This is a genomic window from Pararhizobium qamdonense (genome assembly GCF_029277445.1).
Taxonomy (GTDB): Bacteria; Pseudomonadota; Alphaproteobacteria; order Rhizobiales; family Rhizobiaceae; genus Pararhizobium; species Pararhizobium qamdonense.
The window spans coordinates 247,651-273,377 of the sequence record NZ_CP119567.1; the positions used below are offsets into that span (position 1 = coordinate 247,651).

The 25,727-nt window shown below is 60.8% G+C and carries 23 protein-coding genes; 11 read left to right on the top strand and 12 right to left on the bottom strand.

Annotated features, from left to right (window positions below; all coding sequences use genetic code 11):
* Positions 1-441: 441 nt before the first annotated feature.
* On the top strand, positions 442-1,401 hold the full coding sequence (locus PYR65_RS22430; RefSeq protein WP_276121648.1) for an HD-GYP domain-containing protein: 960 nt from the start codon (positions 442-444) through the stop codon (positions 1,399-1,401).
* 9 nt (positions 1,402-1,410) lie between these two features.
* On the opposite strand, the gene PYR65_RS22435 is transcribed toward PYR65_RS22430, so the two are convergent.
* A complete protein-coding gene (locus PYR65_RS22435; RefSeq protein ID WP_276121649.1) occupies positions 1,411-2,754 on the bottom strand; it encodes a four-carbon acid sugar kinase family protein in 1,344 nt (447 codons plus the stop codon).
* Positions 2,755-2,758: 4 nt separating this feature from the next.
* Positions 2,759-4,015, bottom strand: a complete 1,257-nt coding sequence (oiaX, locus tag PYR65_RS22440) for a 3-oxo-isoapionate-4-phosphate decarboxylase OiaX (protein WP_276121833.1) — start codon at positions 4,013-4,015, stop codon at positions 2,759-2,761.
* Between the two features lie 206 nt (positions 4,016-4,221).
* On the opposite strand from oiaX, the gene PYR65_RS22445 reads away from it, so the two are divergent.
* A complete protein-coding gene (locus tag PYR65_RS22445) occupies positions 4,222-4,929 on the top strand; it encodes a transcriptional regulator NanR (protein ID WP_276121834.1) in 708 nt (235 codons plus the stop codon).
* Positions 4,930-4,973: 44 nt separating this feature from the next.
* Here PYR65_RS22445 and PYR65_RS22450 read toward each other — a convergent pair whose 3' ends face one another.
* The 3 genes from PYR65_RS22450 to PYR65_RS22460 all read right to left on the bottom strand — a co-directional run bounded on the left by PYR65_RS22450 (position 4,974) and on the right by PYR65_RS22460 (position 7,350).
* Positions 4,974-5,141 carry a hypothetical protein gene (locus tag PYR65_RS22450; RefSeq protein ID WP_276121650.1) on the bottom strand — a complete coding sequence of 56 codons (168 nt, stop codon included), beginning with the start codon at positions 5,139-5,141 and terminating at the stop codon, positions 4,974-4,976.
* 462 nt (positions 5,142-5,603) lie between these two features.
* Positions 5,604-5,750, bottom strand: coding sequence for a hypothetical protein (locus PYR65_RS22455; RefSeq protein WP_156383057.1), 147 nt, complete (start codon positions 5,748-5,750; stop codon positions 5,604-5,606).
* Between the two features lie 265 nt (positions 5,751-6,015).
* A complete protein-coding gene (locus PYR65_RS22460) occupies positions 6,016-7,350 on the bottom strand; it encodes a dicarboxylate/amino acid:cation symporter (protein ID WP_276121651.1) in 1,335 nt (444 codons plus the stop codon).
* A gap of 224 nt (positions 7,351-7,574) precedes the next feature.
* On the opposite strand from PYR65_RS22460, the gene PYR65_RS22465 reads away from it, so the two are divergent.
* Together PYR65_RS22465 and PYR65_RS22470 are read left to right on the top strand one after the other, a co-directional pair.
* Positions 7,575-9,446, top strand: coding sequence for a sensor histidine kinase (locus tag PYR65_RS22465; protein WP_407951349.1), 1,872 nt, complete (start codon positions 7,575-7,577; stop codon positions 9,444-9,446).
* 4 nt (positions 9,447-9,450) lie between these two features.
* A complete protein-coding gene (locus tag PYR65_RS22470) occupies positions 9,451-10,797 on the top strand; it encodes a sigma-54-dependent transcriptional regulator (RefSeq protein WP_276121653.1) in 1,347 nt (448 codons plus the stop codon).
* A gap of 78 nt (positions 10,798-10,875) precedes the next feature.
* On the opposite strand, the gene PYR65_RS22475 is transcribed toward PYR65_RS22470, so the two are convergent.
* The 5 genes from PYR65_RS22475 to PYR65_RS22495 are packed head-to-tail and all read right to left on the bottom strand — an operon-like array spanning position 10,876 to position 17,078.
* A complete protein-coding gene (locus PYR65_RS22475) occupies positions 10,876-12,603 on the bottom strand; it encodes an acetyl/propionyl/methylcrotonyl-CoA carboxylase subunit alpha (protein ID WP_276121654.1) in 1,728 nt (575 codons plus the stop codon).
* 42 nt (positions 12,604-12,645) lie between these two features.
* Complete coding sequence (locus tag PYR65_RS22480; protein WP_276121655.1) at positions 12,646-14,247, bottom strand: 5-oxoprolinase subunit B/C family protein; 1,602 nt, start codon at positions 14,245-14,247, stop codon at positions 12,646-12,648.
* A 7-nt stretch (positions 14,248-14,254) separates the two neighbouring features.
* Complete coding sequence (locus tag PYR65_RS22485; protein ID WP_276121656.1) at positions 14,255-15,061, bottom strand: putative hydro-lyase; 807 nt, start codon at positions 15,059-15,061, stop codon at positions 14,255-14,257.
* Between the two features lie 22 nt (positions 15,062-15,083).
* The gene (locus PYR65_RS22490) at positions 15,084-15,848 is read right to left on the bottom strand and encodes a LamB/YcsF family protein (protein WP_276121657.1); all 765 of its coding nucleotides are present in this window, start codon (positions 15,846-15,848) and stop codon (positions 15,084-15,086) included.
* Between the two features lie 12 nt (positions 15,849-15,860).
* Complete coding sequence (locus tag PYR65_RS22495) at positions 15,861-17,078, bottom strand: NRAMP family divalent metal transporter (RefSeq protein ID WP_276121835.1); 1,218 nt, start codon at positions 17,076-17,078, stop codon at positions 15,861-15,863.
* Positions 17,079-17,525: 447 nt separating this feature from the next.
* On the opposite strand from PYR65_RS22495, the gene PYR65_RS22500 reads away from it, so the two are divergent.
* Both PYR65_RS22500 and eglC read left to right on the top strand, forming a co-directional pair.
* Positions 17,526-18,194 (top strand): GntR family transcriptional regulator, encoded by a 669-nt coding sequence (locus PYR65_RS22500; RefSeq protein WP_276121658.1) that lies wholly within the window; start codon positions 17,526-17,528, stop codon positions 18,192-18,194.
* A 191-nt stretch (positions 18,195-18,385) separates the two neighbouring features.
* Positions 18,386-19,777 carry an endo-1,3-1,4-beta-glycanase EglC gene (gene eglC / locus PYR65_RS22505; protein WP_276121659.1) on the top strand — a complete coding sequence of 464 codons (1,392 nt, stop codon included), beginning with the start codon at positions 18,386-18,388 and terminating at the stop codon, positions 19,775-19,777.
* Positions 19,778-19,819: 42 nt separating this feature from the next.
* Here eglC and PYR65_RS22510 read toward each other — a convergent pair whose 3' ends face one another.
* Together PYR65_RS22510 and PYR65_RS22515 are read right to left on the bottom strand one after the other, a co-directional pair.
* Positions 19,820-20,281, bottom strand: a complete 462-nt coding sequence (locus tag PYR65_RS22510; RefSeq protein ID WP_276121836.1) for an acyl-CoA thioesterase — start codon at positions 20,279-20,281, stop codon at positions 19,820-19,822.
* 114 nt (positions 20,282-20,395) lie between these two features.
* Complete coding sequence (locus PYR65_RS22515) at positions 20,396-20,602, bottom strand: hypothetical protein (protein ID WP_060636925.1); 207 nt, start codon at positions 20,600-20,602, stop codon at positions 20,396-20,398.
* Positions 20,603-20,750: 148 nt separating this feature from the next.
* Here PYR65_RS22515 and PYR65_RS22520 point away from each other — a divergent pair, with 148 nt between their 5' ends.
* The 5 genes from PYR65_RS22520 to PYR65_RS22540 all read left to right on the top strand — a co-directional run bounded on the left by PYR65_RS22520 (position 20,751) and on the right by PYR65_RS22540 (position 25,727).
* Positions 20,751-21,035 carry an acylphosphatase gene (locus tag PYR65_RS22520; RefSeq protein WP_276121660.1) on the top strand — a complete coding sequence of 95 codons (285 nt, stop codon included), beginning with the start codon at positions 20,751-20,753 and terminating at the stop codon, positions 21,033-21,035.
* A 231-nt stretch (positions 21,036-21,266) separates the two neighbouring features.
* The gene (locus PYR65_RS22525; protein WP_060636726.1) at positions 21,267-21,518 is read left to right on the top strand and encodes a helix-turn-helix domain-containing protein; all 252 of its coding nucleotides are present in this window, start codon (positions 21,267-21,269) and stop codon (positions 21,516-21,518) included.
* 298 nt (positions 21,519-21,816) lie between these two features.
* On the top strand, positions 21,817-22,872 hold the full coding sequence (locus PYR65_RS22530; protein WP_276121661.1) for an ABC transporter ATP-binding protein: 1,056 nt from the start codon (positions 21,817-21,819) through the stop codon (positions 22,870-22,872).
* 108 nt (positions 22,873-22,980) lie between these two features.
* Positions 22,981-24,003, top strand: a complete 1,023-nt coding sequence (locus PYR65_RS22535) for a Fe(3+) ABC transporter substrate-binding protein (protein ID WP_276121662.1) — start codon at positions 22,981-22,983, stop codon at positions 24,001-24,003.
* 65 nt (positions 24,004-24,068) lie between these two features.
* Positions 24,069-25,727: an ABC transporter permease gene (locus tag PYR65_RS22540; protein ID WP_407951350.1), complete on the top strand. Its 1,659-nt coding sequence runs from the start codon at positions 24,069-24,071 to the stop codon at positions 25,725-25,727.

Here is a 25,727-nt window from a genome sequence, read left to right on the forward strand (position 1 = left end):
CTCACCTGCGCGTTTGTTTTGCGATGGTTTAAGGTAACTGGTATTATGAGTCAATGAGTATGTCACCTAGTGAGGTGATTTTTCTGATCGGGTAATTGCTTTGTGTTCCGCCGCCGGCGCATATCGGCAATCGGAAGAAGGCGTCTCATTGCTTTAGCAATCGAAGATAGTCTTTTGATTGGATTGCCTTATTACTCTTTTATCCGGCTATATTAACCGCGATTAAATGGTTGCAGGCGAAGATCGAAGATGAGATATTCGTTGGGAGGAGAACGTTTTCACCGAACACTTGATTTTTTCACGTGCCACAGGCCTTTCTGAGGAGAGTTCTACTGTGAAGCGCGCGATATACGGTGAAGATCCCGTTGCATTATCCTCGATGATTGGAAAAGAACGGTAGGAATGCTCAAGCGCATCAAAAGGCATCAAGTTCGTGCGGGAATGTATATCACCGACATCGAAGATCCCTTGCGCGATGAAGCAACACCGGTCCGCAGCTTTCTTTTGAAAGACGAAGCCGCCGCCGCAAAAGTGCGGGCAAGCAATATTATCAGCCTTGTCATCGATACCCGCCGGGGCATCGATGTCGGAGCAGGCACGGTGCAGACGGTAGCCAAGGACAGCGCGCAGCCCAATCTTTCGCGCGCCTTTACCGAGACCGAAATCAAGCAGGCACTGCAGACGATCGAACAGACAAGGCCGCTGCTCGACACATTGTTTTCCGGTGTCCGGCAAAACGGCGCGGCGGCATTCGAGCCTGCCGACCGCGTTGTCGAGCAGATCGCCAAATCCATGGAAAGCAATCCGGCGGCGCTGATCGGCATAACGCGGCTGAAAACCAAGGACGAGTATACGTTTTTGCATTCGGTCGCCGTCAGCGCATTGATGGTGCATTTCGCCCGGTTTCTCAAATTTGACGAGCAGACCGTCCGCATTCTCGGCGTCAGCGGCCTGTTGCACGATATCGGCAAGATGGTCATGCCCGACGCGCTTCTGTCGAAGAAGGGCGCGCTCACCGATGAAGAGATGGCGGAGATCCGCACGCATCCGGCACGTGGTTACGAATTGCTGTCACGCCAGGGCGACATGCCGGAGATTGTCCTTGACGTCTGCCTTCATCACCACGAGCGGATCGATGGCAAGGGCTATCCGTTCGGGCTCGCGGACAAGCAGATCAGTATGCCGGCGCGCATTGCGGCCATCTGCGACGTCTATGACGCGATGACATCGGCGCGGTCCTACAAGCGGGCATGGACGCCTGCCGAGACGCTCCGCATGATGCTGAAATCGGATGGCCATTTCGACCGGCACCTCCTAGCGCAATTCAATGCCAGTCTGCGTGCATCCTTTTCACCGGCGCCGCCCGGCGAGCGCCGCAGCAGCGTCCGCACGCTTCAATAGCGTCTAAGCCTAGCCTTGAAGGCCATCCCTGATCTGTGCGAAATAACCGTCCGATCCGACCTGACCACCCTTCAGTGCAATCTGAAGTCCGTTGGTGGCGGCATAGGTGCCGTGCGCCGTGCAGAGCGGCGATCCCGGCGTCTGCGGCAAAGGCAAGAGCGTGGTCAGCGCCTGGACATGCAACTCCCTCAATGCATGGCTTGATGTATCGCCGCCGGCAATGACAGCGCGGGTCAAATGCTGTTCTTCGACAAGGCGGCGCAGGATCGTCCCGAGCATGCGGCCGAGGCGATGGCGGCTGCCGGGAATGCGGTCGATATCGCCGCCGCGATCGGCGGATGGACCAAGCGCCGTGTTGAGAATGACACTTTCGCCGCGCGTGAGGCTGTCGAGGCCGCTGGCAATCGCCTGTTCGAGCGCGGCATTGCCGTTTTCGCCTAGCAGTTCTAGAGGATCGAGATTGATGCCGGTAAACCCGTTTTGCGTGGCGTGGCGGATCTGCCGTTCGGTGGTGGGGGAGACGCTGCCGGAAACGACGGCGATACGGTCTGCCTTGCCGGGCAAGGGAAAGGTCTTCCTGCCCTGTGTCAAACCATCTCTATCCCAGGCGGTCAGCAGCGCATATTCGACGCCGGATGAACCGGTAACGAACCAGCCGCCCTCCCGCCGCAGGCGCCAGAGCTGGCGTCCGGCATGGGACTGGCTTTCGTGGCTATCAACATCAAACAGGACCATGCCGTCGAAATCCCGGCAGAGCGTATCGACTCTCTCATCCGCATTCGCAGCGGCCAGCATGGACAGATCGGCCAGTCCGGTCTTCAGAGCCGTCTGCGCGCTCAGGTGCAGGCGCAGATCCGCCTCTGCCATGGGCGTTACAGGATGGCGGCTCATGACGGGGTGGCGGTCGATCCGGTAGACCTCGCCCTGATAGGCTGCAAAGAGATGGCCGAAGGCGGTGTAGCGCTTCAGTTGCGGCGCGCCGACGAGAACGGGCACATAGGGCTGGCCGAACATCGCCTTGCCGATTTCGATCGCCTTGCCGATATTGCCGACCTGCGGGCTGGAATCGAAGGTCGAGCAGACTTTGTAATGGCAGATATCGGCTTCAAGGCTCTTCAACCACTGGAACGCGGGTGTCAGGTGCCAGTCCATCCAGTCCGGCGTTTCGCTGCGGCTGGTGCCGGCAAGGCCGATCGCCCGGCAATGGTCAAACCGCTGCTTGAGGGCGTTATCCGGCACATCCATGAACAGAACCGTATCGACACCATTGGAGGCCAGCGCTTCCATGACATCGGTCGAGCCTGTCAGGTCGTCGCCATAATAGGAGATCAGCGGATTTGTCTTCGCGGTCATGATGTCACTCGCTTGCGCTACCGAATTTCTGGATGGAGGCGGCAAGTTCCGGGTGGTCCTTGGCATAGGTCTCAAGCGGAATATCGGCGACGGCCGCTTGCCAGGCCTGCTGTACGGCGCGCACGCCGGCCGCCGGACCGCCGGGATGGCTGACGATGCCGCCGCCGCAGAGATAGAGCAGGTCGGTGGTGCGGCCGGTGCGGCGATAGGTTTCCGGCGCCTGTCCGCCCCATTGGCCGGAACCGGCAACCGGCAGCGCGCAATCGGATGCGTCAAACAACGGCGTCGTCACTGCCTTGAAGCTCTCGACGAAACTATCGTCCGGCTCCCAGTATTTGACGCCGATGCCGTTGATCTGGAATTGATCGACGCCCAGAAGTCGCCAGAACTGCTGCCAGACCTTGAAATCGAAGCCAATGCCGGGATGCCGGGTAAGCACGTCCCAGCCGTTGCGGTGGGCGTGCAGCACCAGGCCGGAGCGCTTGCGCAGGAACGCCATGCCGCCCATGCCGATCGAGTTGATATTGATAACGGCGCAATTGCCGCCCGCTTCCAAAACGAGGTCGTGGTTGCGCATCATCTCGTCGGGATCGGTCGCCGAGATGCCGAAGGCATACATGACCTTCTTGCCGGTCTTTTGCTCGTGGTCGAGAATTTTCGGCATGATCGCGGCCACGCGCTCGCTGAGCGGCGAATAGGCCGGGCTCATCAGCTTTTCGTCGTCCTTGATGAAATCGACGCCGGAGCCGATCAGTTCGCCGACAAGTTCGGCGGTTTCATGCGGACGCAGGCCAAGCGCCGGCTTGACGATGGTGCCGATGATCGGCCGGTCATAGACGCCGGTGAGCCTGCGGCTGCCGGGCAGGCCAAATTGCGGGCCGGGATAGGCCGACTGATACTCCTGCGGCAGTTTCAGATCGACGACACGCAGGCCGGTCATGCCCCGGATTGAAAAGATACCGCCGACCGCAATGGTCATCAGCGCGGAGAGATCGGTGCTGACAGCATCGAGCGGAAAGGCGATATCGGCATCGGCGCGGCGGATCGGGCCATGACCGGCCGCAGCCTCCGGCCAGCTCGGATATTCGGCATCGGCAAGCGGGCGGATGGCGAGTACGCGGGCGGCAACGCGCGCCTTCAGCTCGGGCGTTTCGCCAGGAACGGGCACGAAGGTGCCGGTCGATTGATCGCTGGCGATCTTTTCCGCCATCGCCTCGATGCTGCCGGATGTCTCAATTCTGTAGGTGACGACGATCATGATCGTGCAAAAGCCTCCCGCTACGGCAAACCCAGCCGGTTCCGGCTGGCGTGTTTTCCGCAACTGGTATAATGAGTATATCAATTAAGCAAGAGGGAGCTTGCATCCCCCATCATCAATGTGGACTGTGCCCTTACAATCGGATGGGCGCATTTCTTTCGCCGTGGGAGCGGTGCATAAGGATGGCAAAGGGTAACCAGCGAGACATTATGGGCCAGCAGACCGAACAGATCGTCCGTCGCAAACTGTCTGACGAAGTTTTCGCGCGTTTGAAGACGATGATCACGTCAGGCGAGTTACAGCCCGGCGACGAGATGCCGTCCGAGCGCGAGCTGATGGAGCGCTTTGGCGTCGGCCGGCCGGCAATCCGCGAGGCGATGCAGGCGCTGGCCGGCATGGGGCTGGTGGCGATTTCGCATGGCGAGCGCGCCAAGGTGCTGGAACTGACCGCGCAATCCATTTTCCGCCAGATGGACATGACCGCAAAGATGATGCTCGCCAAGTCGTCGGATACGCTGGAGCATCTGAAAAGCGCCCGCATCTTCTTCGAGCGCGGCATGGCGCGTGAGGCGGCGATCAAAGGCGATTCCAAAGATATTGCCGATCTCAGCGACATTCTCGACAAGCAGCGGGCATCGCTTGGCGACGCGGAAGCCTTCATTGCCGCTGATATGGAATTTCACACACGCATTGCCCGGATTTCGCGCAACCCGATCTATGTCGCCGTCAGCGACGCGATGCTGGCCTGGCTGAAGGAATATCACACGGAAATGCTGATCTGGACCGGCAAGGAAAAGTTCACCCTGGCCGAGCACGAGGAAATTATCATCTGTCTAAAAGCTGGCGATCCGGATGCGGCGGAACAGGCGGTGCTAAAGCATCTGGAACGGTCGCGGTCGCTTTACGCCGCAAAATGAGCGTTGGCGGTAACACAATTTGATCAAATGAACTCTTGGCGGTTCTACTGATCAAGCAGGTTTTCACGCCAGGACATTTCGTCGATACGGTCCTGCTGTGTCGGGTTCATTTTCGAGTTAAACCGCCTTTGACTGAAAATGCCGTAGCCAATGGCAATACCAAAGACTGCAAGCGCAGCCACCAGTGCTAAGATCCACGTTACGCTGATCATTATGTGTCTCCTCAAGCCACAAAACGCTGTCGCAACCCTCAAAGTTCCAACTGAGCAACGCGGCTTAACTGTAGGAGCGTATTTCGCCATTGGTCTTGGCAGGCGGCTCGATGGAACTGGTCGGGACGGGCCGGTAAAAGGCGTTGTGGATCAGGAGGAGCGCGGTCAAGAAGAATGCCGTGAGCAGTATGAGCAAAACGTTGCGCGCCGTCATGACTGATTACCGGAAGGACTGATTCCAGAGATGCGCGACGGAGCGCTGCCGTCGTGAGCGGAAACAAAGCTTGAATGCCACGCATCCGGCATCAAAGCGTGGGTTTGTAAGATTATCGTGTCAAGGGGCAGACTATTTTCGTCCATCGTATTTCTCCTCACGGGAGAAACACTGCTGAAGGATAGAAAGTTCCCGGACGCTGTCTGCATAAAGGCGCTCAGCGGGCGGCCGCAGTCCTCGGGGCCGGATTATTTCGGTATAGACGACGTGATTTCGCCAGAGACGCCGTCGGCCATGGCTGGCGTGCCATAACGGGTCATCGCGAAATTCAATGTGAACATCGCAACGATCGTGACGACGATGACGGCGAGCGTTATTCCTTTGTCCGTTTTCATGGTCTCAATCCCTTCGCGAGCAACTTCAACGCTTTGATCGCCGGGATGGGGCGATTGTGCGGCGCAGGAACTCCTGTCCACCAGTGACGCTCATCATGGTAAATGCAGGGTTAAGGCAGCGAGGCCGAAGAGAAAATGCAGCCGGTGTCTCTGTTGCGCATCAGCGCCGTTGACGAAGGCTGGTCGAGACGGCGCAGCCCTGCGCACAAGCAAATGCGGCCCGTGAGACACGGACCGCATTTCGATTTTCACACTATGATAGGCTTTATTCGGCAGGCTGCAGGTTGCCGATGGCCGGTGCTTGTCCCTGGTTTCCCTGCAGCGCCTGTGCCAGTTGATCTTTGTCCAGCTCGTTTTCCCAGCGGGCAACCACGATGGTTGCGACGGCATTGCCGACGAGATTGGTCAGTGCCCGGCATTCTGACATGAAGCGGTCGATGCCGAGGATGAGCGCCATGCCGGCGACGGGAACGGCAGGCACGACCGAGAGCGTGGCCGCCAGCGTGATGAAGCCGGCGCCGGTGATCCCCGCAGCACCCTTGGAGCTCAACATCGCGACGAGCAGCAGCAGGATCTGATCGGCAAAGGACAGCTGGATATCGGTCGCCTGCGCAATGAACAGCGCCGCCAGCGTCATGTAGATATTGGTTCCGTCAAGATTGAAGGAATATCCCGTCGGAATGACCAGGCCGACGACCGAGCGCTTGCAGCCGGCCTTTTCCATCTTGTCCATCAGGCCCGGCAGTGCGGCTTCCGAAGAGGAGGTGCCGAGAACCAGCAGCAGTTCCTCCTTGATATAGCGCAGCAGGGCGATGATCGAAAAGCCGTTGTAGCGGGCAACCGCACCCAGGACGATGAAAACGAACAGCAGTGACGTGATATAGAATGTCCCGATCAGCATGGCGAGATTGGCGATCGAGCCGACGCCGTATTTGCCGATGGTGAAGGCCATGGCGCCGAAGGCACCGATCGGAGCTGCCTTCATCAGGATGGCGACGAGCTTGAAGACCGGAGCGGTCAGCGCATTGAGAAAATTGACGACCGGCTGACCCTTTTCGCCGACCATGGCAAGAGCGAGGCCGAACAGCACCGAGAAGAACAGCACCTGCAGGATATCGCCATCGGCAAAGGCGCCGACGATCGTGGTCGGGATGATGTTGCTGAGGAAGCCGGTGATCGTCTGCTCATGCGCCTTTGCGGCATAGTTGGCGACGGCGGCCGGATCCAGCGACGCGGGATCGATATGCATGCCGGCACCCGGCTGAACGACATTCGCGACGATCAGGCCGATAACGAGGGCGAGCGTTGAAAATGTCAGGAAGTACAGCATCGCCTTTCCGGCGACGCGGCCGACCTTCTGCAGATCGCTCATGCCGGCAATGCCGGTTGCCACGGTCAGGAAGATGACGGGTGCGATGATCATCTTGACGAGCTTGATGAAGGCGTCGCCAAGCGGCTTCAGCTGTGCGCCGATCTCGGGATAAAAATGGCCGAGAAGAATGCCGGCTGCGATGGCAGCCAGAACCTGAATGTACAGATGCCGGTAAAAGGGAGTTTTGACTGCAGGTGTCGGGGCTGCGTCTGCTGGAACAGAGATCATGATATCCTCCTTTGACCCGCCCGGAACGAATTCCGGCCTCCCGGGCCTGTGACTGATGGTTGAACGGGCGTGCCGTTATCCGGATATCTTCGCAAGTGCCGTGCCAGTTTCGGTGGTGCCATTTAAATTATTGATTCATATGGACAAATTTTCTAAGGCGCCATCCTAAACACAATCTTTTGTGCGGTTATCAGCACGTCTCCCGTTGTGTTTTGTGCGAATTTATGCACAAATTGGCCATGAATTTTTTCCCGGTGTCAGGCCGCGTTCGAGCTCAGGAATCCGCCCGCCGCATGCAGCGCGCCTGGGTGCTTTACGGCGTGTTTTCGGCTGTGCTGGCGATCCTCGTCCTGTGGGTCAGCGGTGAGGTGGCGCGCAGGCTGGCGACGGTATCGCTGGAAGCGCAGGCGCGCACGGATGCCGATCTCAAGGCCGCGCTGCTACGGGCAGTTCTTGAGAAACAGCGGGCGCTTCCGCTGGTGCTTGCACAGGACACCGCCCTTGGCGACGCCCTGGTGACACAAGACCGAGCGGCGCTGGATCAATTGAACCACAAGCTCGAAGGGCTGGCCGCCGGCACCCAGGCCGCCGTCATCTATGTGGTCGGCAGGCATGGTGTGGCGGTTGCCGCCAGCAATTGGCGCGAGCCGGACAGTTTTGTCGGCAACGACTACCGGTTCCGCGAATACTACCAAAAGGCGATCAGCAGCGGCAAGGCGGAGCATTTCGCCCTTGGCAGCGTCAGCAAGAAGCCCGGTCTTTACATCTCGCAACGGGTCGATGGCGCAAGCGGGCCGCTGGGTGTCGTCGTCGTCAAGCTGGAATTCGATCCGGTGGAGGCGGCTTGGGCGGCGTCGCAGAAACCAACCTATGTGACGGATCGCCGTGGGATCGTTTTGATCACCAGCATCCCGTCCTGGCGGTTCATGACCATTGGAGAAATCCCGGCAAATGCACTTGTGGCCATCCGCGAAAGCCTGCAGTTCGGCGAGGCGCCGCTGCGCCCGCTGCCGTTCCGGCAGGCCGGGGACCTGGATGGCGGCAACCTTGTCGAGGTGGTGATGCCGGGAAGCACCGGAGCCACCGAGTTCCTCGATCTGAAGACACCGGTACCCACAACGCCCTGGACCCTGCAGCATCTGGTCGAGACCGCCCCGTCTTTTGATGCGGCGACGCGCGAAGGGCGCCTGCTGGCTTTGCTTGGGCTGCTTCCTGTTCTGGCTGCTGGCGCGCTGTTGCTCCGTCGGCGGCACGCCGCATCCTTGCGCATCTCCGAGGCACTTCGGGCGCGTGAGGAACTGGAGCGGCGTGTCCTGGAGAGAACCGCAGACCTGAGCCAGGCGCGCGACCGCCTGCAAACGGAGATCACCGACCATCGCAATACGGAACAGACCCTGCAGGCGGTGCAGCAGGACCTCGTCCAGGCAAACAGGCTGGCCATCCTTGGCCAGGTAGCGGCAGGCGTCGCCCATGAAATCAACCAGCCGGTCGCCACCATCCGCGCCTATGCCGACAATGCGCGGGTATTCCTGGAGCGCGGGCAGGGTGCGTTTGCTGCAGACAATCTTGGAAATATCGCCGCGCTGACGGAGCGCATCGGCGTGATCACCGACGAATTGCGGGCACTCTCGCGCAAGGGCCGCCGCGACGCCGAACCCACTTCGCTCAGGCTGGTGATCGAAGGCGCCGTGCAATTGCTTCGCAGCCGTTTTGCCGGACGCATGGAGACGCTGGATATCGCGCTGCCGCCGCCCGATCTTCTGGTAATGGGCATGCGCATCCGACTGGAACAGGTGCTGATCAACCTTCTGCAAAACGCGTTCGAGGCGATTGGCGATAAAAAGACGGACGGCCGGGTAGAGGTGCGGTTCGAGGTCACCGGCGAGGCGGTCGCCGTCACGGTGTCCGACAATGGCCCGGGTATCGCGCCGGAAATCCTGCAAAGCCTGTTCACGCCGTTCAATACCAGCAAGGAGAGCGGGCTTGGCCTTGGCCTGGTCATTTCAAAAGACATCGTGGCCGATTACGCCGGCCGGATCGAGGTGTCCAGCAGTGATGCCGGAACCAGTTTCACAGTGCATCTGAAGAAGGCATAGCGGCATGGCGGATGGCGGCAATATCATCCTGATCGACGACGACAAGGATTTGCGGCTGGCAATGATCCAGACGCTCGAACTCGCCGGATTTTCCGTCTCGGCCTTCAGCAGCGCGCGCACCGCGCTTGCCGATATATCCGTGGATTTCAACGGCGCCGTCATCACCGATATCCGCATGCCGGATATAGACGGGCTGGAATTATTCGCACGGTTGTCACGGATGGACGCCGATCTCCCGGTGATCCTGGTGACCGGTCATGGGGATATCCCGATGGCCGTGCAGGCCATCCAGGCTGGCGCCTATGATTTTATCGCCAAGCCGTTTGCTGCCGACAGGCTGGTGCAAAGCGCCCGCCGCGCCGTGGAAAAGCGCCGGCTTGTCATGGAAAATCGGGCATTGCGGCAATCAGCGCAGACAGCCAGCGACAGCCTGCCGCTGATTGGCCAGACACCGGCGATGGAGAGTCTGAGGCAGACGCTGCGCTATATCGCCGACACCGATGTCGATGTGCTTGTGGCCGGCGAAACCGGGAGCGGCAAGGAGGTCGTCGCGCAACTCCTGCACAATTGGAGCCGGCGGCGGTCGGGAAATTTCGTCGCCCTGAACTGCGGCGCGCTGCCCGAAACGGTGATCGAGAGCGAACTGTTCGGCCATGAGGCGGGCGCCTTTACGGGTGCCCAGAAACGGCGGATCGGGCGCATCGAGCATGCGGGCGGCGGGACTTTGTTTCTCGACGAGATCGAGAGCATGCTGCCGGCGACGCAGGTCAAGATGCTGAGGGTGCTTGAGACGCGCCAGGTCAATCCGCTGGGGACCAACGAGGTCAGGCCGGTCGATTTGCGGGTGGTTGCCGCCGCCAAAATCGATCTCGGCGATCCGGCCATGAGGGGGGATTTCCGGGAGGATCTATACTACCGGCTGAATGTCGTGACCCTCTCCATTCCGCCGCTGCGCGAGCGCCGGGAGGATATTCCGTTGCTGTTTTCCCATTTCGCCGCCCGCGCCGCCGAACGCTTCAAGCGCAATATTCCGGTCATCTCCCGCAGCGTGCAGCAATATCTGTCCACCCATGCCTGGCCAGGCAATGTGCGCGAGCTGTCGCATTTTGCCGAGCGTGTGGTTCTCGGCGTCGAAGCTGCCGGATGGCAGGCTACCCCCTCCACTTCCACCCAAAACAGCCTGCCGGAAAAGCTGGAGCTGTACGAGGCGGATATCATCCGCCAGGCGCTTTCGGCCAGCGATGGCGATGTCCGCTTGACGATCGAGGCGCTGGGTATTCCCAGAAAGACTTTCTACGACAAGCTGCAGCGCCACGGCATCAACCGTGCCGACTTTGGCCGGAAGCGCTGATGGCCGGACGTCCAAACGCAAAGTGCTCGCGAGGTGACACGGCGCGAGCACTTTTCTAGCCGGCTTCTGGACTGGGACCTATTCGATACGGCCAAGCGCCGCTCCGGCATTCACATAAGCGCCTTCCGCTGCCTTGATCGCCAATGTCCCGGAGCGGGCCGATAGGATCTGCGTTTCCATCTTCATCGCTTCCATCACCGCGAGCAGGTCGCCCTCTTTCACGGTATCGCCATCGGCGCATTTCCAGGCTTGCAGCGTCCCGGAAATGGGCGCTGTTACGGTGGAAGAGTCTTCTTGCGTCTCCGTGCTTCCGGCATCGCCTGTCGGTGCGTTCAGGCCGCCGAGACCGGCCAGAAGTGCGGCGGGAATACCCAGCGCATGGCGCTTGCCGTCGATCTCGACATGGGTGCGGATGAGAGATGTATCGGCGCCCGGATCGGGCCGTGCGTCAGCGGCAAGGCGGTCGGCGAAATCGGTTTCGATCCAACGCGTATGCACCTTGAAGCCGTCGTCACCAATAAAATCGGCGGCCTCCATGGCGGCGCGGTGGAACGGCAGCACGGTCGCTACGCCCTCGATCCTGAACTCCTTGAGCGCCCGGCGGGCGCGGGTGAGCGCCTGTTCGCGGGTTGCCCCGGTCACGATCAGCTTGGCCATCAGCGAATCGAATGTGCCGGGAATGGTCGAGCCGGTGACGACGCCGCTGTCGAGCCGAACGCCCGGTCCGGACGGTGCCTCGAATGTGGTGATCGTGCCCGGCGTCGGCAGGAAGCCGCGGCCGGGATCTTCGGCATTGATGCGGAATTCGATCGAATGGCCGCGGGGTGCGGGCGTCTCGGTCACCAGTAGCGGCAGGCCGTCGGCGATGCGGAACTGTTCGATCACCAGGTCGATACCGGTCGTTTCTTCGGTGACGGGGTGCTCCACCTGAAGGCGGGTATTGACCTCTAGGAAGGAGATCGTGCCGTCGACGCCGAGCAGGAATTCCACCGTACCGGCGCCGGAATAGCCGGCGGCGGCGCAGATGCGCCTGGCTGCATCATGGATTTCATGCCGCTGGGTGTCTGAGAGAAACGGCGCCGGCGCCTCTTCGACAAGCTTCTGGTTGCGGCGCTGCAGCGAGCAGTCGCGGGTGCCGAGCACCAGCACATTGCCATGTTTATCGGCCAGAACCTGCGCCTCTATATGGCGCGGCCGGTCAAGGAAGCGTTCGAGAAAACATTCGCCACGGCCAAATGCAGCTTCCGCCTCGCGCACGGCCGATGCGTAGAGATCGGCCACATCCTCCATCTTCCAGGCGACCTTCAGGCCGCGTCCGCCGCCGCCATGGGCCGCCTTGATTGCCACCGGCAGGCCATGTTGCTCGGCAAATGCGATCACTTCCGCTGCCGTCTCGACCGGACCATCGCTGCCGGCAACCAGGGGGGCGCCGACGCTGGTAGCGATCCGCCGCGCCTGCACCTTGTCGCCGAGCGCTTCGATGACATGCGGATCGGGGCCGATCCAGATCAGGCCGGCATCGATGACGGCGCGGGCAAACTCCGCCCGCTCGGACAGGAAGCCGTACCCCGGATGCACGGCATCGGCGCCGGAGCGTTTGGCGATGCCGATCAGCTTTTCGATGTCGAGATAAGTTTCCGCCGGGCGGCTGCCGGAGAGACCATAGGCCTCGTCGGCCAGGCGCACGAACAGCGCATCCATGTCCGGATCGGCATAAACCGCAACCGAGGCGATGCCGTAGTCGCGGCAGGCGCGGATGATGCGGACGGCGATTTCGCCACGATTGGCAATCAGCACTTTTTTCATCGGGTCTATCCTCATTGTCTTTGTCCGGCGGGTATCGCGATCTCAGGCCTTGACGGGCTTGATGTCGGCGAAAGCCCCCACGGGCCGGAAGCGTATCTTTGCATTGACCGGAATCTGGCCGGCGAGATCGAAATGATATTCGGCGACATTGCCGATCACGGGATAGCCGCCGGTCAGCGGATGGTCGGCAAGGAACAGCACCGGCTGGCCGCTATGCGGCACCTGGATGGCCCCGGTCGCCGTGCCTTCGCTCGGCAGCTCCGCCTTGTCTTTGCGCTCTAGTGGCACGTCACCGGCGAGGCGGATGCCGACGCGGTTTGACTGCGGCGTCATCGTCCAGAGCTGCCCGGACAGCGTGTCGATGCCAGCCTGCGTAAACCAGTCGCTGCGCGGTCCCATCACCACATCGAGCACCACCGTTTCACCGGACGCCGGGTGATCGAAGGCCGGTGCTTCTGTCAACGAGACGGGCACCAAGTCTTTTGTTCCGCTCTGGATCGTCAGCACCGTGCCGGCCGTGACCGGGTCCGGCCCGACGATGGCGAGCGTATCGGTGGAGGCGCTGCCAAGCACCGGCGTAACCGCAAAACCACCGCGCATTGCGAGATAGCTGCGCATGCCCTTCGGCGCATGGCCGAGCGTGACGACATCACCCGGCTCAAGCGAAATCGGCCGGTAGGTTCCGGCCGTCTGGACACGCCCGGAAGCGTCGCGCACCTGAATGGGGCAGGGCGCGCCGGTTATCCCTAGCACGGCGCGGCCGTTGATTTCGAAGGAAAAGCCGCCGAGCGTAATTTCGAGACAGGCGAAATCAACAGGATTCCCAACAACCCGGTTGGCGGCCTTGAGCGCACCGATGTCCAGCGCGCCGGAGGCCGAAACCCCCTGGCCCGTCTGGCCGAAGCGGCCGGTATCCTGAAATAGCGCGGGCATCGGGGCTGCGAGCACCTTTAGCGTCAGCGCACCGGCTGTCTGGACCGTTGCGGGCGCTGCAGCGCTCTTGGCCGTGCCCACCGAGACAACGGACTTGCTTTTCGAAAGATCGGTAAAGCGCACCCGGTAACCCGGCTGGAACAAAGCTGGCGGATCGCGGGACAGGTCCCACATCTTTTCCGGCGTCGTGCCGATGATCTGCCAGCCGCCGGGGCTTGCCTGCGGGTAAACGCCGGAAAAGGCACCGGCCAGCGCGACGGAGCCGGCGGGGATTTTCGTGCGCGGGCTCTGCCGGCGCGGCACCTGAAGTTTGGGATCGCCGCCGACAAGATAGCCAAAGCCCGGAGCAAAGCCGCAGAAGGCGACGGTGAATTCGCTTGCGGTGTGGCGGCGGATGACCTCGTCGACCGAAAGGCCGGTGAGTTCGGCGACATCCGCCAGATCCTCGCCGTCATAATGGACGGGGATTTCAACGCATGTGTCCGACGGCGCAATACGGGCGGAGAGATCGCGGGTCGCGATGGCGCCGCAAAGCTTCTCGGCCGTCAGCCGCTCCGGGCGGAAACGGATCATCAGGGTGCGGGCGGCGGGCACCATGTCTTCGATGCCATCGACCGGATCGGCTTGAAGCGAGGCAAACAGCGCCAGCGTCTCATCGAGATCGGCGAGTTCGACAAGCAGGACTGTCAGGCTGACGGGTAGAAAACGCATCGGAACCTCAGGCGTGATAGGCGGAATCGGGGATATCGGTGATGAACATATGTCCCGGTGCATGGGTGATGGCAAACGGTACACCGGATGCCATGACGGCTGCCTGCGGGGTGACGCCGCAGGCCCAGAAGACCGGGATTTCACCGGGCTCGATGCGCACGGGATCGCCAAATTCAGGCCTGGCTAAGTCCTTGATGCCGAGTTCTTCCGGCGCGCCGATATGCACGGGCGCGCCATGCACGGACGGGAAGCGGCCGGAAATCGTCGCCGCATCGGCAACGCGCGACGCCGGGATCGGCCGCATCGATACGACCATATTGCCGTGCAGGCGCCCGGCCGGGCGGCATGGCCGGTTGGTCAGGTACATCGGCACATTGGATCGGTCAGTGATATGGCGGATTTCGATGCCTGCCTCCACCATCGGTGTCTCGAAGGTAAAGCTGCAGCCGATCAGGAAGCTGACAAGATCGGGATGCTCTGCCCAGGCTGCGCGTGCGTCCGCCGTTTCCTCGGCAAGCTTGCCGTCGCGCCAGATGCGGTAGAGCGGGATATCGGTGCGCAGGTCGGCACCTGGCGCCAGCAGGGTCGTGTGCGAGCCGGGATCGGAGACGTCAAGCACCGGGCAGGCCTTCGGATTGCGCTGCGCATAGAGCAGGAAATCAAAGGCCCAATCGCGCGGCAAAACGATCATGTTGGCTTGCGTAAAGCCGGGCGCGACGCCCGATGTCGGCTCGATGCTGCCAGCGCGGTAGCGCTCGCGGGCGATGCGCGCCTGTCCGGTATTCACATGGCGCAGGTGGTCTATGGCAATCATTCTATTCCTCCCAGAATGTCCGTCAGGCTGTTAGAAACGACCGGACGGAAATGCCGTCTGCCTCGAAGGCCCGGCGGATTTCCTGCGCGATGGTAACGGCGCCCGGGCTGTCGCCATGGACGCAGATCGATTGCGCTGCGATCGTGATGGTCGAGCCGTCGATTGCCTCCAGCGTGCCCTGGCGGGCAAGCTGCAGCATGCGGCGGGCGATCAGTTGCGTATCGTGTAGGACGGCGCCCTGTTCGCGGCGCGAGACCAATTGTCCGTCCGGCGTATAGGCGCGATCGGCAAAGGCCTCGGCAACGGTTTTCAGGCCGGATGCCTGGGCAAGTTTCAGGATCGGCGCATTGGCAAGGCCCATCAGCACCAGCGACGGATCGATCGCCTTGATGGCGTCGATGACCGCCTGTCCCTGTATCGGGTCATGGGCGATCCGGTTGTAAAGCGCGCCATGCGGCTTGACATAGCCGACTGCAACGCCGGCTGAAGCCGCCATGCCCTTCAGCGCGCCGATCTGGTAGATGACGTCGGCAATCAGTTCGCCGCTCGTCACATCGAGGTCGCGCCGGCCAAAGCCGACGCGATCGGGATAGGAGACATGCGCCCCGATCGAAACACCTTTGCCGGCCGCCGCCTTGACGGTCTTCCAGATGCCGGCGGGATCGCCGGCATGGAAGCCGCAGGCCACATTGGCGCTCGAGACGATGCCCAGCATCGTTTCGTCTTCGCCCATGCGCCAGGCGCCGTAGCTTTCGCCGAGATCGCTGTTCAGATCGATGGCAGTCATTGTCTATCCTCCTCAGGCGGCCGGCGTCAGCAGGGCGAAAATCGGGCCGATCGACTTGTAGCCCATGTACCAGGTGAGTGCGCAAGCCAGCACACCGAGTACCAGCAGCCAGCGCGGATAGCGGTAACCGCCCATGAGGTCGGACCGTGCCCAGGCGGCATAGATGAAGATCGACAGGCCGATCGGCAGGATCAGGCCGTTCAGGCCGCCAACGAAGATCAGCATCTGCGCCGGTGGCGTGGTGATGATCACGTAGAAGAACAGCGAGACGGCGATGAAGATCACGGTCGCGATATTGCGGGCGCGCTCGCTGATGTCCTTCTTGAAGACGGTGATGAACGATACCGACGTATAGGCGGCGCCGATCACCGAGGTGATGGCGGCAAACCACAGAACGGCACCGAAGATGCGGTAGCCGGTCTCGCCTGCCGCTGCCTGGAAGGCTTGTGCCGCAGGATTGGCACCCTTGCCCGACACGTCGATGACGACGCCGCTGGCGACCACGCCGAGAATGGCAAGGAACAGCACGTAGCGCATCAGGCCGGTGACGGCGATGCCCGTCAGTGCCGCACGGTTGACGGCGCCGAGATTCTCGATGCCGACGGTGCCCTTGTCGAGCAGGCGATGTGCGCCGGAATAGGTGATGTAGCCGCCGACCGTGCCGCCGACGATGGTGGTGATCGTGGCAAAATCGATGGTGGAGGGGAGGAAGGTCTGGAACAGCGCATCGCCGACCGGCGGGCCCGAGACGATCGCGACATAGAGCGTCAGGAGGATCATCAGGACGCCGGCGACGACGATCAGGCGGTCGATGGCAAGGCCGGCCCGTTTGGAGCTGAAAATGCCGATGGCGATCAGTGCACTGATTGCCCCGCCCCATTTTGCATCAAGGCCGATCATGGCGTTGAGGCCAAGACCGGAGCCGCCGATATTGCCGATGTTGAAGAACAGCCCGCCGACGATGACGAGGACGGCGAGCAGGTAACCGGTGCCCGGAATGGCCGCATTGGCAATGTCGGATGCGCGCATCTTCGTCAGCGTCACGATCCGCCAGATGTTCAGCTGCACGACGAAATCGATGAGGATGGAGGCAAGAATCGCAAAGGCGAAGGCAGCGCCGAGCTGACTTGTGAACGTGGCCGTCTGGGTGATGAAGCCTGGACCGATGGCCGATGTCGCCATCAGGAAGATGGCAGCGACGAGCGCGGCACGCCGCGATTTGGCGGACATGGGCGCCTTTGGCGGCGCGCCATTGGCGGGTGAAATCGGTGACTGTTCCATGAACCCTCTCTCTGATTATCCGCCTGCGCATTCCCCGGCAGGCCTCGTCAATGATCTTGACTGCCATACCGTCGCCGCATTTCACAATTCTGTCAATATTGTTCAACGATTATTATTTTATCGTTCTATCACACTGTTGAAATGTTGAGCTTTTCATATTTGCCTCAAGACCTGAAGTGCCGCCTTGATGGAGATTTCCGTGCCTTCAAAGGTTCTTGTGTCCCGGTTCAATGTCCCCCGGTACGGCCCGCCTATTGGAATAATCATTCCGGAGGCTGCTCTTCCTGCCGCAAAACATATGCCTGCCGACGTGTTCGGCCCAGACCCCATTTCCAAGCGGGGGAATCCAAGATATCCGTCACACACGGTGCTTATCGCTTCGAATGAAGGACGTGCATGACTGAGCAGGACACCATATCCGCACTTGCGCCCCGGTTGGCGGAGGCGATCCGCAACAAGTTGATCGCCGGCGAACTCAAGCCCGGTCAACGCCTGTCGGAAGTCAAATTGAGCAGCGATCTGCAGGTGTCCCGCAATTCGCTGCGCGAAGCGTTCCGGCTTTTGACCAAGGAAGGCCTGTTGCGGCATGAGCCCAATCGCGGCGTCTTCGTTGAAATCCCCAGCATGGCCTCGATCATCGATATCTACCGCGTGCGCCGCCTTATCGAGTGCCGGGCGCTGGCGCAGGCCTATCCGAAACATCCGGCGGTCGCCCGCATGCGTGCCGCCGTCGAAGAGGCGCGTGCAGCCAGCCTCCGCAGCGATTGGGGCACGGTCGGCAGCGCCAACATGGTCTTTCATGCAGCGATCGTCGATCTCGCCGACAGCGAACGGCTGAACGCTTTCTATCTGCAGATCGCGGCAGAGCTGCGTCTGAGTTTCGGGCTTCTCGACAGCCCCGAACTTCTGCACGAGCCCTATATCGAGCTCAACGCCAGCATCCTTGAAAAGCTGAATGCCGGCGCGACGCAAGACGCGGCAGCCGCGCTGGAAAGCTACCTTCTCCAGTCGGAACGCACCGTGCTTGCCGCCTTCTCGCGTATTCCTGAAAAGGGCAGAAGCTGACCCTGCTGTTCCAAATCTGGCCATAGCTGACCCAGAACGGGACCGCTTGTCTGCGTATTAACGCAGCTTGACGGTTTCATGCGCCTCATCCCGATCCATCATGGGTGGATCTGCTGGCCCGTTGTACCCTGTGTGCACTGCGGCATCGATCTCGTTTCACGATGCCCTGGCCAGCCGGACAGGAGATGATCATGCGCAAGACCGTTTTGAATGCCCTTGGGCAAACCCTCTACTATAGCGATAGTTCGACCGGGTTTTTCTCCGCAACCGGATCTGGCCCGGCGCTGAAGGGCACGGCCGGCCATGATTCGATGTGGGGCGACAGCGCCGTCAACGTCACGATGAGCGGCGGCACCGGCGACGATATCTACTACCTCTATTCGGCGATCAACCGCGCCTACGAGGCGGCGGGCCAGGGGATCGATACGATCAGCACCTGGATGAGCTATACCCTGCCGGACAATTTCGAAAACCTGACGGTCACCGGCAATCTGCGCTATGCCTTCGGAAACGCCGCCGACAATATCATCAAGGGCGGCTCGGGCCGGCAGACGCTGGACGGCGGCGGCGGCAATGATGTGCTGACCGGGGGTGCAGGCGCAGACACGTTCATTTTCGCCAAGGGGAATGGCAGCGATCTGATCACCGATTTTGAAGCCGCCGATATTGTCCGCCTGGACGGCTATTCGCTGACCTCCTTCGATCAGGTTCTCGCCCATGCAAAACAGGAAGGCGCGCATCTGAGACTCGATCTCGGTGATGGCGAAAGCCTTGTCTTTGCCGATACGACCAAGACGGACCTCAGCGCCAGCCAGTTCGAGTTGAGCCTCGACCGTTCCGCACTGACGCAGACCTTCAGCGACAATTTCAACGCGCTGCAACTGATCAACGGCACGCAGGGTGTCTGGGAGGCCAAATACTGGTGGGCGCCGGAGAAAGGCGCGACCTTGTCCGGCAATGGCGAATTGCAATGGTATGTCAATCCCCGCTACGCGCCGACATCGGCCAGCAATCCGTTTTCCGTCAGCAATGGCGTGTTGACGATAACGGCAGAGAAAACGCCTGATGCGCTCAAGGCAGAGGTCGGGGGCCATGCCTACACGTCGGGCATGCTGACCACGCATGCATCCTTTTCCCAGACCTATGGCTATTTCGAAATCCGTGCCGACATGCCGGATGAAAAGGGCGTGTGGCCGGCGTTCTGGCTGCTTCCGGAAGATGGCTCCTGGCCGCCGGAACTGGATGTCGTGGAGATGCGCGGCCAGGACCCCAATACCGTGCATGTCACGGTTCACTCCAACGAAACCGGAAAGCAGACATCCGTTGCTACTGCAGTCAGCGTCTCCGAAACGGAAGGTTTCCACACCTACGGTGTCCTGTGGCAGGAAGATGAGATCGTCTGGTATATCGATGATGTCGCGGTCGCGCGCACTGATACGCCGTCGGATATGCATAAGCCGATGTACATGATCGTCAATCTTGCCGTCGGCGGCATGGCGGGCGCGCCGTCAGACGGTCTGCCCAATGGTTCGGACATGAAGATCGACTATATCCGCGCCTACACGCTGGACGATCTCGCCTGATACCAGCCCGGCAAGCGCGTCAATGACAGAGGCTCGCCGAAATCATTCTTCGGCTTCGGCGCCCGCAGCCTTGAACCGCTCTTCGAATTCGCGTCTCAAACTGCGCCGCACCTGCGCGGCACGTTCGCGGCGCTTGGCGACGCCGGTCGTCGGGCTATAGGCGGGAACATTGGTCGGACGGCCGTCGGCGTCCACCGCCACCATCGTGAAATAACAGGAATTGGTGTGCCGCCGCTCGCCGGTGCGGATGGTTTCCGCCTCGACCCGGATGCCGACCTCCATCGATGTGCGGCCGGCATAGTTGATCGAGGCGCGAAAGGTGACGAGTTCGCCGACATGGATCGGCTGGCGGAAGACGACCTGATCGACCGACAGGGTCACGGCATATTCCTGCGAGAAGCGCGAGGCGCAGGAAAAGGCGACCCGATCAAGAAGATTGAGCAGCGCGCCGCCATGCACCTTGCCACTGAAATTGGCCATGTCGGGCGTCATCAGCACGACCATCTCGAGCCGGCTCGTGTCATGACCAGTTTCCAAAAACGTCACCCCTCTATCGCCATTCCCCAAATCGATCGTGATTATCCACAACCATCCGTGACTGTTCAAGCGCCCGTATTTTTACTCGGCCATCAAGCCGTCAAAGACCTCGAGCATCGCATCCGCAATTGCCTTGCCGAGAGCCGCGCCATGTTCCTGAAGGGCGTCCTCGTTCATGTCACGGGCAGCCAGAGCCAGAGCCGCGCCCTCAGCCATGACGATTTCCTGCGCCCGCTGGATCGCCCAGAGAGCAAAGTCGCTGCGGCCATTGATTTCCACGGTGTCCATATCGATTTCCATTGTTGCAGTCGGGTTAAATGCTGAGTGTCCCACGCAGGCGCCGCTCTCCCATAGCAGGGGATCGCTGCAATGGAAAACAGGCTTGCAATCTTTGATGCCCGCACCAGATTGATGTGACCGGCGGTGAGGGAGAGGCATGATGGATGAGGCCGAAGCGGTGCTGGTTCGCATAGCCGGACGTGTCCAGGGTGTCGGTTTCCGGTTTTGGACGCGGGGCCAGGCACAGAGGCTTGGCCTGTCGGGCTGGGTCCGAAACGAAGCGGATGGCTCGGTCGCGGCATTGATATGCGGACCTGGGTTTGCGGTCAAAGCCATGCTGGAGCGTTGCCGGATTGGACCTCCCGGTGCTTCGGTGACCGATGTGGATGTGCGATCAGCACCGCTTGAGACCATCGCTGACGGATTTCGTATTTTGAAATAACCGGACCATTTTCATGAGAAGATGGTCGCATTTTGTTGATTTTATTTGAATTCTTGGAAATTTGGCAGGTTGCGGCTGAAATCATTGATGTGCCTCATAAAGCGGGTGCAGCATTAATCGCTTGTCGATGCCGCACCGCAGCAATAAAAGGAATTCGTATTTTTGCAGTCAGGCATAAAAACGGGGAACGAAAAACGCAGACGTTCTATTCACGCACAACAGGAGACTTTCATGTCTATTGTACTCAATAATTTCGACAATCTTGGCCTTGAGGCCATTGCCGGCGGCACCGTTGGCTCTCAGGTGAAAGCCCATCGTGAATCGGCCGGTTACAGCATTGAAGATCTTGCCGTAACCTGCGGACTGGCGAATACCGAGATTGCAGCCATCGAAGATGGCAGCGATGCCGATCCGGCCAAGTTGAGAAGAATTGCCGCAGCCCTGCAGGTCTCCGTGGCCGCGCTGCTGGGCACCGAAGTCTAAGGCAATTGCCGCTACCCGCCGTTTTGACGGCGGGGCTGCGGCCAGACGCGTAACCCCGATCCGGGCGTGTTGCCCTTCCGCGACCGCCCGCGCCGATGATTTCCTGCAGAATTTGATCATTCTCCCGCCAGCCAGAGGCAAGCCGGACGTTCCAGCCAAAGCCCCTGCTCCTGGAGATCGCCGTGACCTGCAGCGGGTTGATTGTCTTTTTCATAAAACATCCGGATAAACGGGCTCCAATGCTTGAGTCGCACCTGCCCCGGCAGGATGCCATCTGCCGCATCGAGAGGAGCGGATTTTGACACCACACGCCCAGAATCGGACACTTGAACTCCACAATGTCAGCCGCAGTTTTGGCGCAACCGTCGCGCTTGATTCAGTGTCGCTGACGATCGCGTCCGGCGAGATCATCTGCCTTGTCGGCCAGTCCGGCTGCGGAAAATCGACCTTGCTGCGCATGATTGCCGGGGTGGACCGTGTCGATGGCGGCCGTATCGTGTTGAACGGCGAGGAGGTTTCAGGCCCCTCCCGCTTCGTCGAGCCGGAAGACCGCAAAATCGGTTTCGTGTTCCAGGACTATGCCCTTTTTCCGCATCTGACCGTCGAGCAGAATATCCTGTTCGGCCTGAAACGCCGTCCGAAACCGGAGGCTGCCGCCAGAACCGAAGACGTGATCGCGCATATCGGCATTGCCCATCTCAAGGGGCGCTATCCGCACATGCTGTCGGGTGGCGAGCAGCAGCGTGTGGCGCTTGCCCGCGCGCTCGCTCCCCAGCCGGACATTCTGCTGATGGACGAGCCGTTTTCCAATCTTGACCGGGGATTGCGCGAAAAGGTTCGCGATGAAACCCTGTCTCTCCTGAAAAGCCTTGGCACCACCGTGATCATGGTCACCCACGATCCGGAAGAAGCGCTTTCGGCCGGCGACCGGGTGGTGTTGATGAAGGACGGCCGGATCGTCCAGGCGGGATCCGGTTACGATCTGCACGATCGGCCTGTATCTCCCTATGCCGCCGAGTTCTTCTGCGCCTTCAACAGGATTTCCGGTGTCTATACCAACGGCCAGATCGAAACGGCGATCGGCCGCTTTGGCCAGATGCTCGATGGCCGCGATGGAATGCCAGCCACAGTGTATATCCGTCCGCAGGGCATTTCGGTCGCACCCGGTCCGGGCACGCTTTCGGGGCAGGTGGAAAGCCGCACATTCCTCGGCGAAGTCGAGCAACTCGCAATCGCCGTCGATGGTCTTGACCAGGTATTGCAGGTCCGCACCATGCACCGCTTGCCGCCGAAGACGCAAACGGTCAACCTGTCGGTTTTGCCCAATAGCTGGCTGGTGTTTTCGAACGCTTGAGTGCACGCACTGCGGCAAAGACGGTTTACGGTAAAGTCCTCCAGGTAAACTTGACTGTTTTGATCAAATAATGCTCGACAGCGGTGCATTGTTCATCTGGAGGCACTTATGAATACGTCACGCATCGCAAAATCCACAGTTTTCACGGCGTCATTGCTGCTTGCTGCGGGCACTGCCTCGGCGGCCGAACTCAACATCTACACAACCCGCGAACCGGGCCTCATCCAGCCGCTGCTCGATTCCTTCACTGTCGCGACCGGCACCAAGGTCAACACGGTGTTCATGAAGGACGGTCTGGCCGAGCGCGTCGCCACAGAAGGCGCAAGCTCGCCGGCCGACATCCTGATGACCGTCGATGCCGGAAACCTCATCGATCTCGTTGAAAAGGGCATTACCCAGCCGATCGAATCCACCGTTCTGACGGAATCGATCCCTGCGCAGCTGCGCGATGAAAAGGGCCATTGGTTTGCCTTGTCGATGCGCGCCCGCGTCATCTACGCCGCCAAGGATCTGGACCTGACGGCCTTCAACTATGAAGACCTGGCGGATCCGAAATGGAAGGGCAAGATCTGCATTCGCTCCGGCCAGCATCCCTATAACACCGCGCTGTTTGCCGATCATATCGCCCATTATGGCGCTGATGCCACAGAAACATGGCTGACGGGTCTGAAGGATAACCTCGCCCGCAAGGCTGCCGGTGGCGACCGCGATGGCGCCAAGGATATTCTCGGCGGCATTTGCGATATTGCCGTGGCAAACTCCTATTATGTCGGCCTGATGCGCTCGGGCAAGGGTGGCGAAGAGCAGGTGGCGTGGGGCGATGCCATCAAGGTCGTGCTGCCGACATTCAAGGACGGCGGAACGCAGGTGAACATCAGCGGCGCTGCCGTGGCCAAGAACGCGCCCAACAAGGCCGAGGCCGTGAAGCTTCTGGAATATCTGGTCTCCGGCGACGCCCAGAAGATTTTTGCTGAAGCCAATTTCGAATATCCGGTTAAGGCTGGTGCTGCAGTCGATCCGATCGTGGCCTCGTTCGGCGAGCTGAAGATCGATCTAAAGCCGCTCACGGAAATCGTCAGCCACCGCAAGCAGGCGAGCGAACTGGTCGACAAGGTCGGCTTCGACAACTAAAGGACTTTTGGCGCCCGCTTGATCGCGGGCGCCATTTCTTCCGCCCGAACGATGGATTTCAGCCGATGATCAGCGCTGCGCGAAGCTGGCACAGAGGCCGCGCCGGAGCCCGCTGGCTGTTTGGCGCCGGCTTTGTCGCCTGTCTGGTCATGCTGCCCATCATCGCGCTTTTGCTGCAGGCGCTGCAAGGGTCTGCCGGGCTCTGGTCCCATCTCGTCTCGACCATCTTGCTGGTGGCGCTCGCTGATACGGCTATCCTTTTGGCCGGCGTCGGTCTGATCACCGCCATTCTGGGAACATCCACGGCCTGGCTGGTCACGGCCTATGCCTTTCCCGGCCGCCGGATGCTCGAATGGGCGCTGCTGCTGCCGCTGGCAGTCCCCACCTATATCATCGCCTATGCCTATCTCGATATCCTCCACCCGATCGGCTCGGTGCAGGGGGCCATCCGCTGGATGCTCGGCTATTCCAGCCCGCGCGAATTCCGCCTGCCGGATGTGCGTTCGATGACGGGCTGCATCCTGCTTCTCGGTTTCGTGCTCTATCCCTATGTCTATATTCCGACACGGGCGATGTTCCTGACGCAGTCGGCCAATCTGATCGATGCGTCGCGCACGCTCGGTATCTCGCGCCGCGCCGCCTTCTGGCATGTCGCCCTGCCGCTTGCCCGGCCGGCGGTCGCCGTCGGGGTCAGCTTGGCGCTGATGGAAACCCTCAACGATATCGGTGCCTCGGAATTCCTCGGTGTGCGGACGCTGACCGTCTCGATCTACACGACCTGGGTTACCCGCTCCGATCTGCCGGGCGCATCGCAGATCGCCCTCTCGCTGCTCATCGTCGTGATGGCGCTGGTGGCCTTGGAGAAATGGGCGAGGGGCAGGCAGCGCTATTCGAGCGGCGCCCAGCGCAACCGCGCCTTCGAGCCGCGCCGGGTATCTAAGGGAAAAGGCTTTGTCCTCCTGTTCGCAGGCCTTTTGCCGATCCTCATCGGCTTTGGCGCGCCCGCACTCTATCTGGTGACAGAAGCGTGGAAACGGATCGAATTTGCCGGGCTGTCGCCACGCTTCTTGACCGAAGCGTTCAACACTATCGTGCTCGCCTCCGCCGCGACGATCGCAACTGTCCTTTGTGGGCTGCTCATTGCCTATGCCAGCCGCCTGCGGCCGGGCGCTGCGACGGCCTGGCTGCAGCGGCTTTCAACGCTTGGTTATGCGGCACCGGGCACGGTGGTTGCGATCGGCGTGCTCATCGTTCTTGCCACTTTCGACGGCTTCATCGATCGCACGGCAAGTGCCTGGTTCGGCGTATCGACGGGCCTGCTGTTTATCGGTTCGGGTGCGGCCTTGCTCTATGCCTATACCGTGCGGTTCCTCGCCATCTCGGCAGGCGGGATCGATGCCGGACTACAGCGGATCCCGATGTCATTCGACCATGCTTCCCGCGTGCTTGGCCAATCGGCAGGCGGCACATTCCGCCATGTCCATCTGCCACTGTCGAAAGCGGCGATCACGGCGGCCGGCCTCCTGGTCTTCGTCGATTGCGTCAAGGAACTGCCGGCGACCCTTCTGCTGCGGCCGCTCAACGTCGAGACATTCGCCACACATCTTTACGGCGAGGCCGCAAGGGGCACCTATGAGGAGGCCTCCATCGCCGCGCTCGCCATCGTCGTGATCGGAATATTGCCGGTGATCCTGCTCTCGCGGATGGGGCAGAGCCGCCAGTAG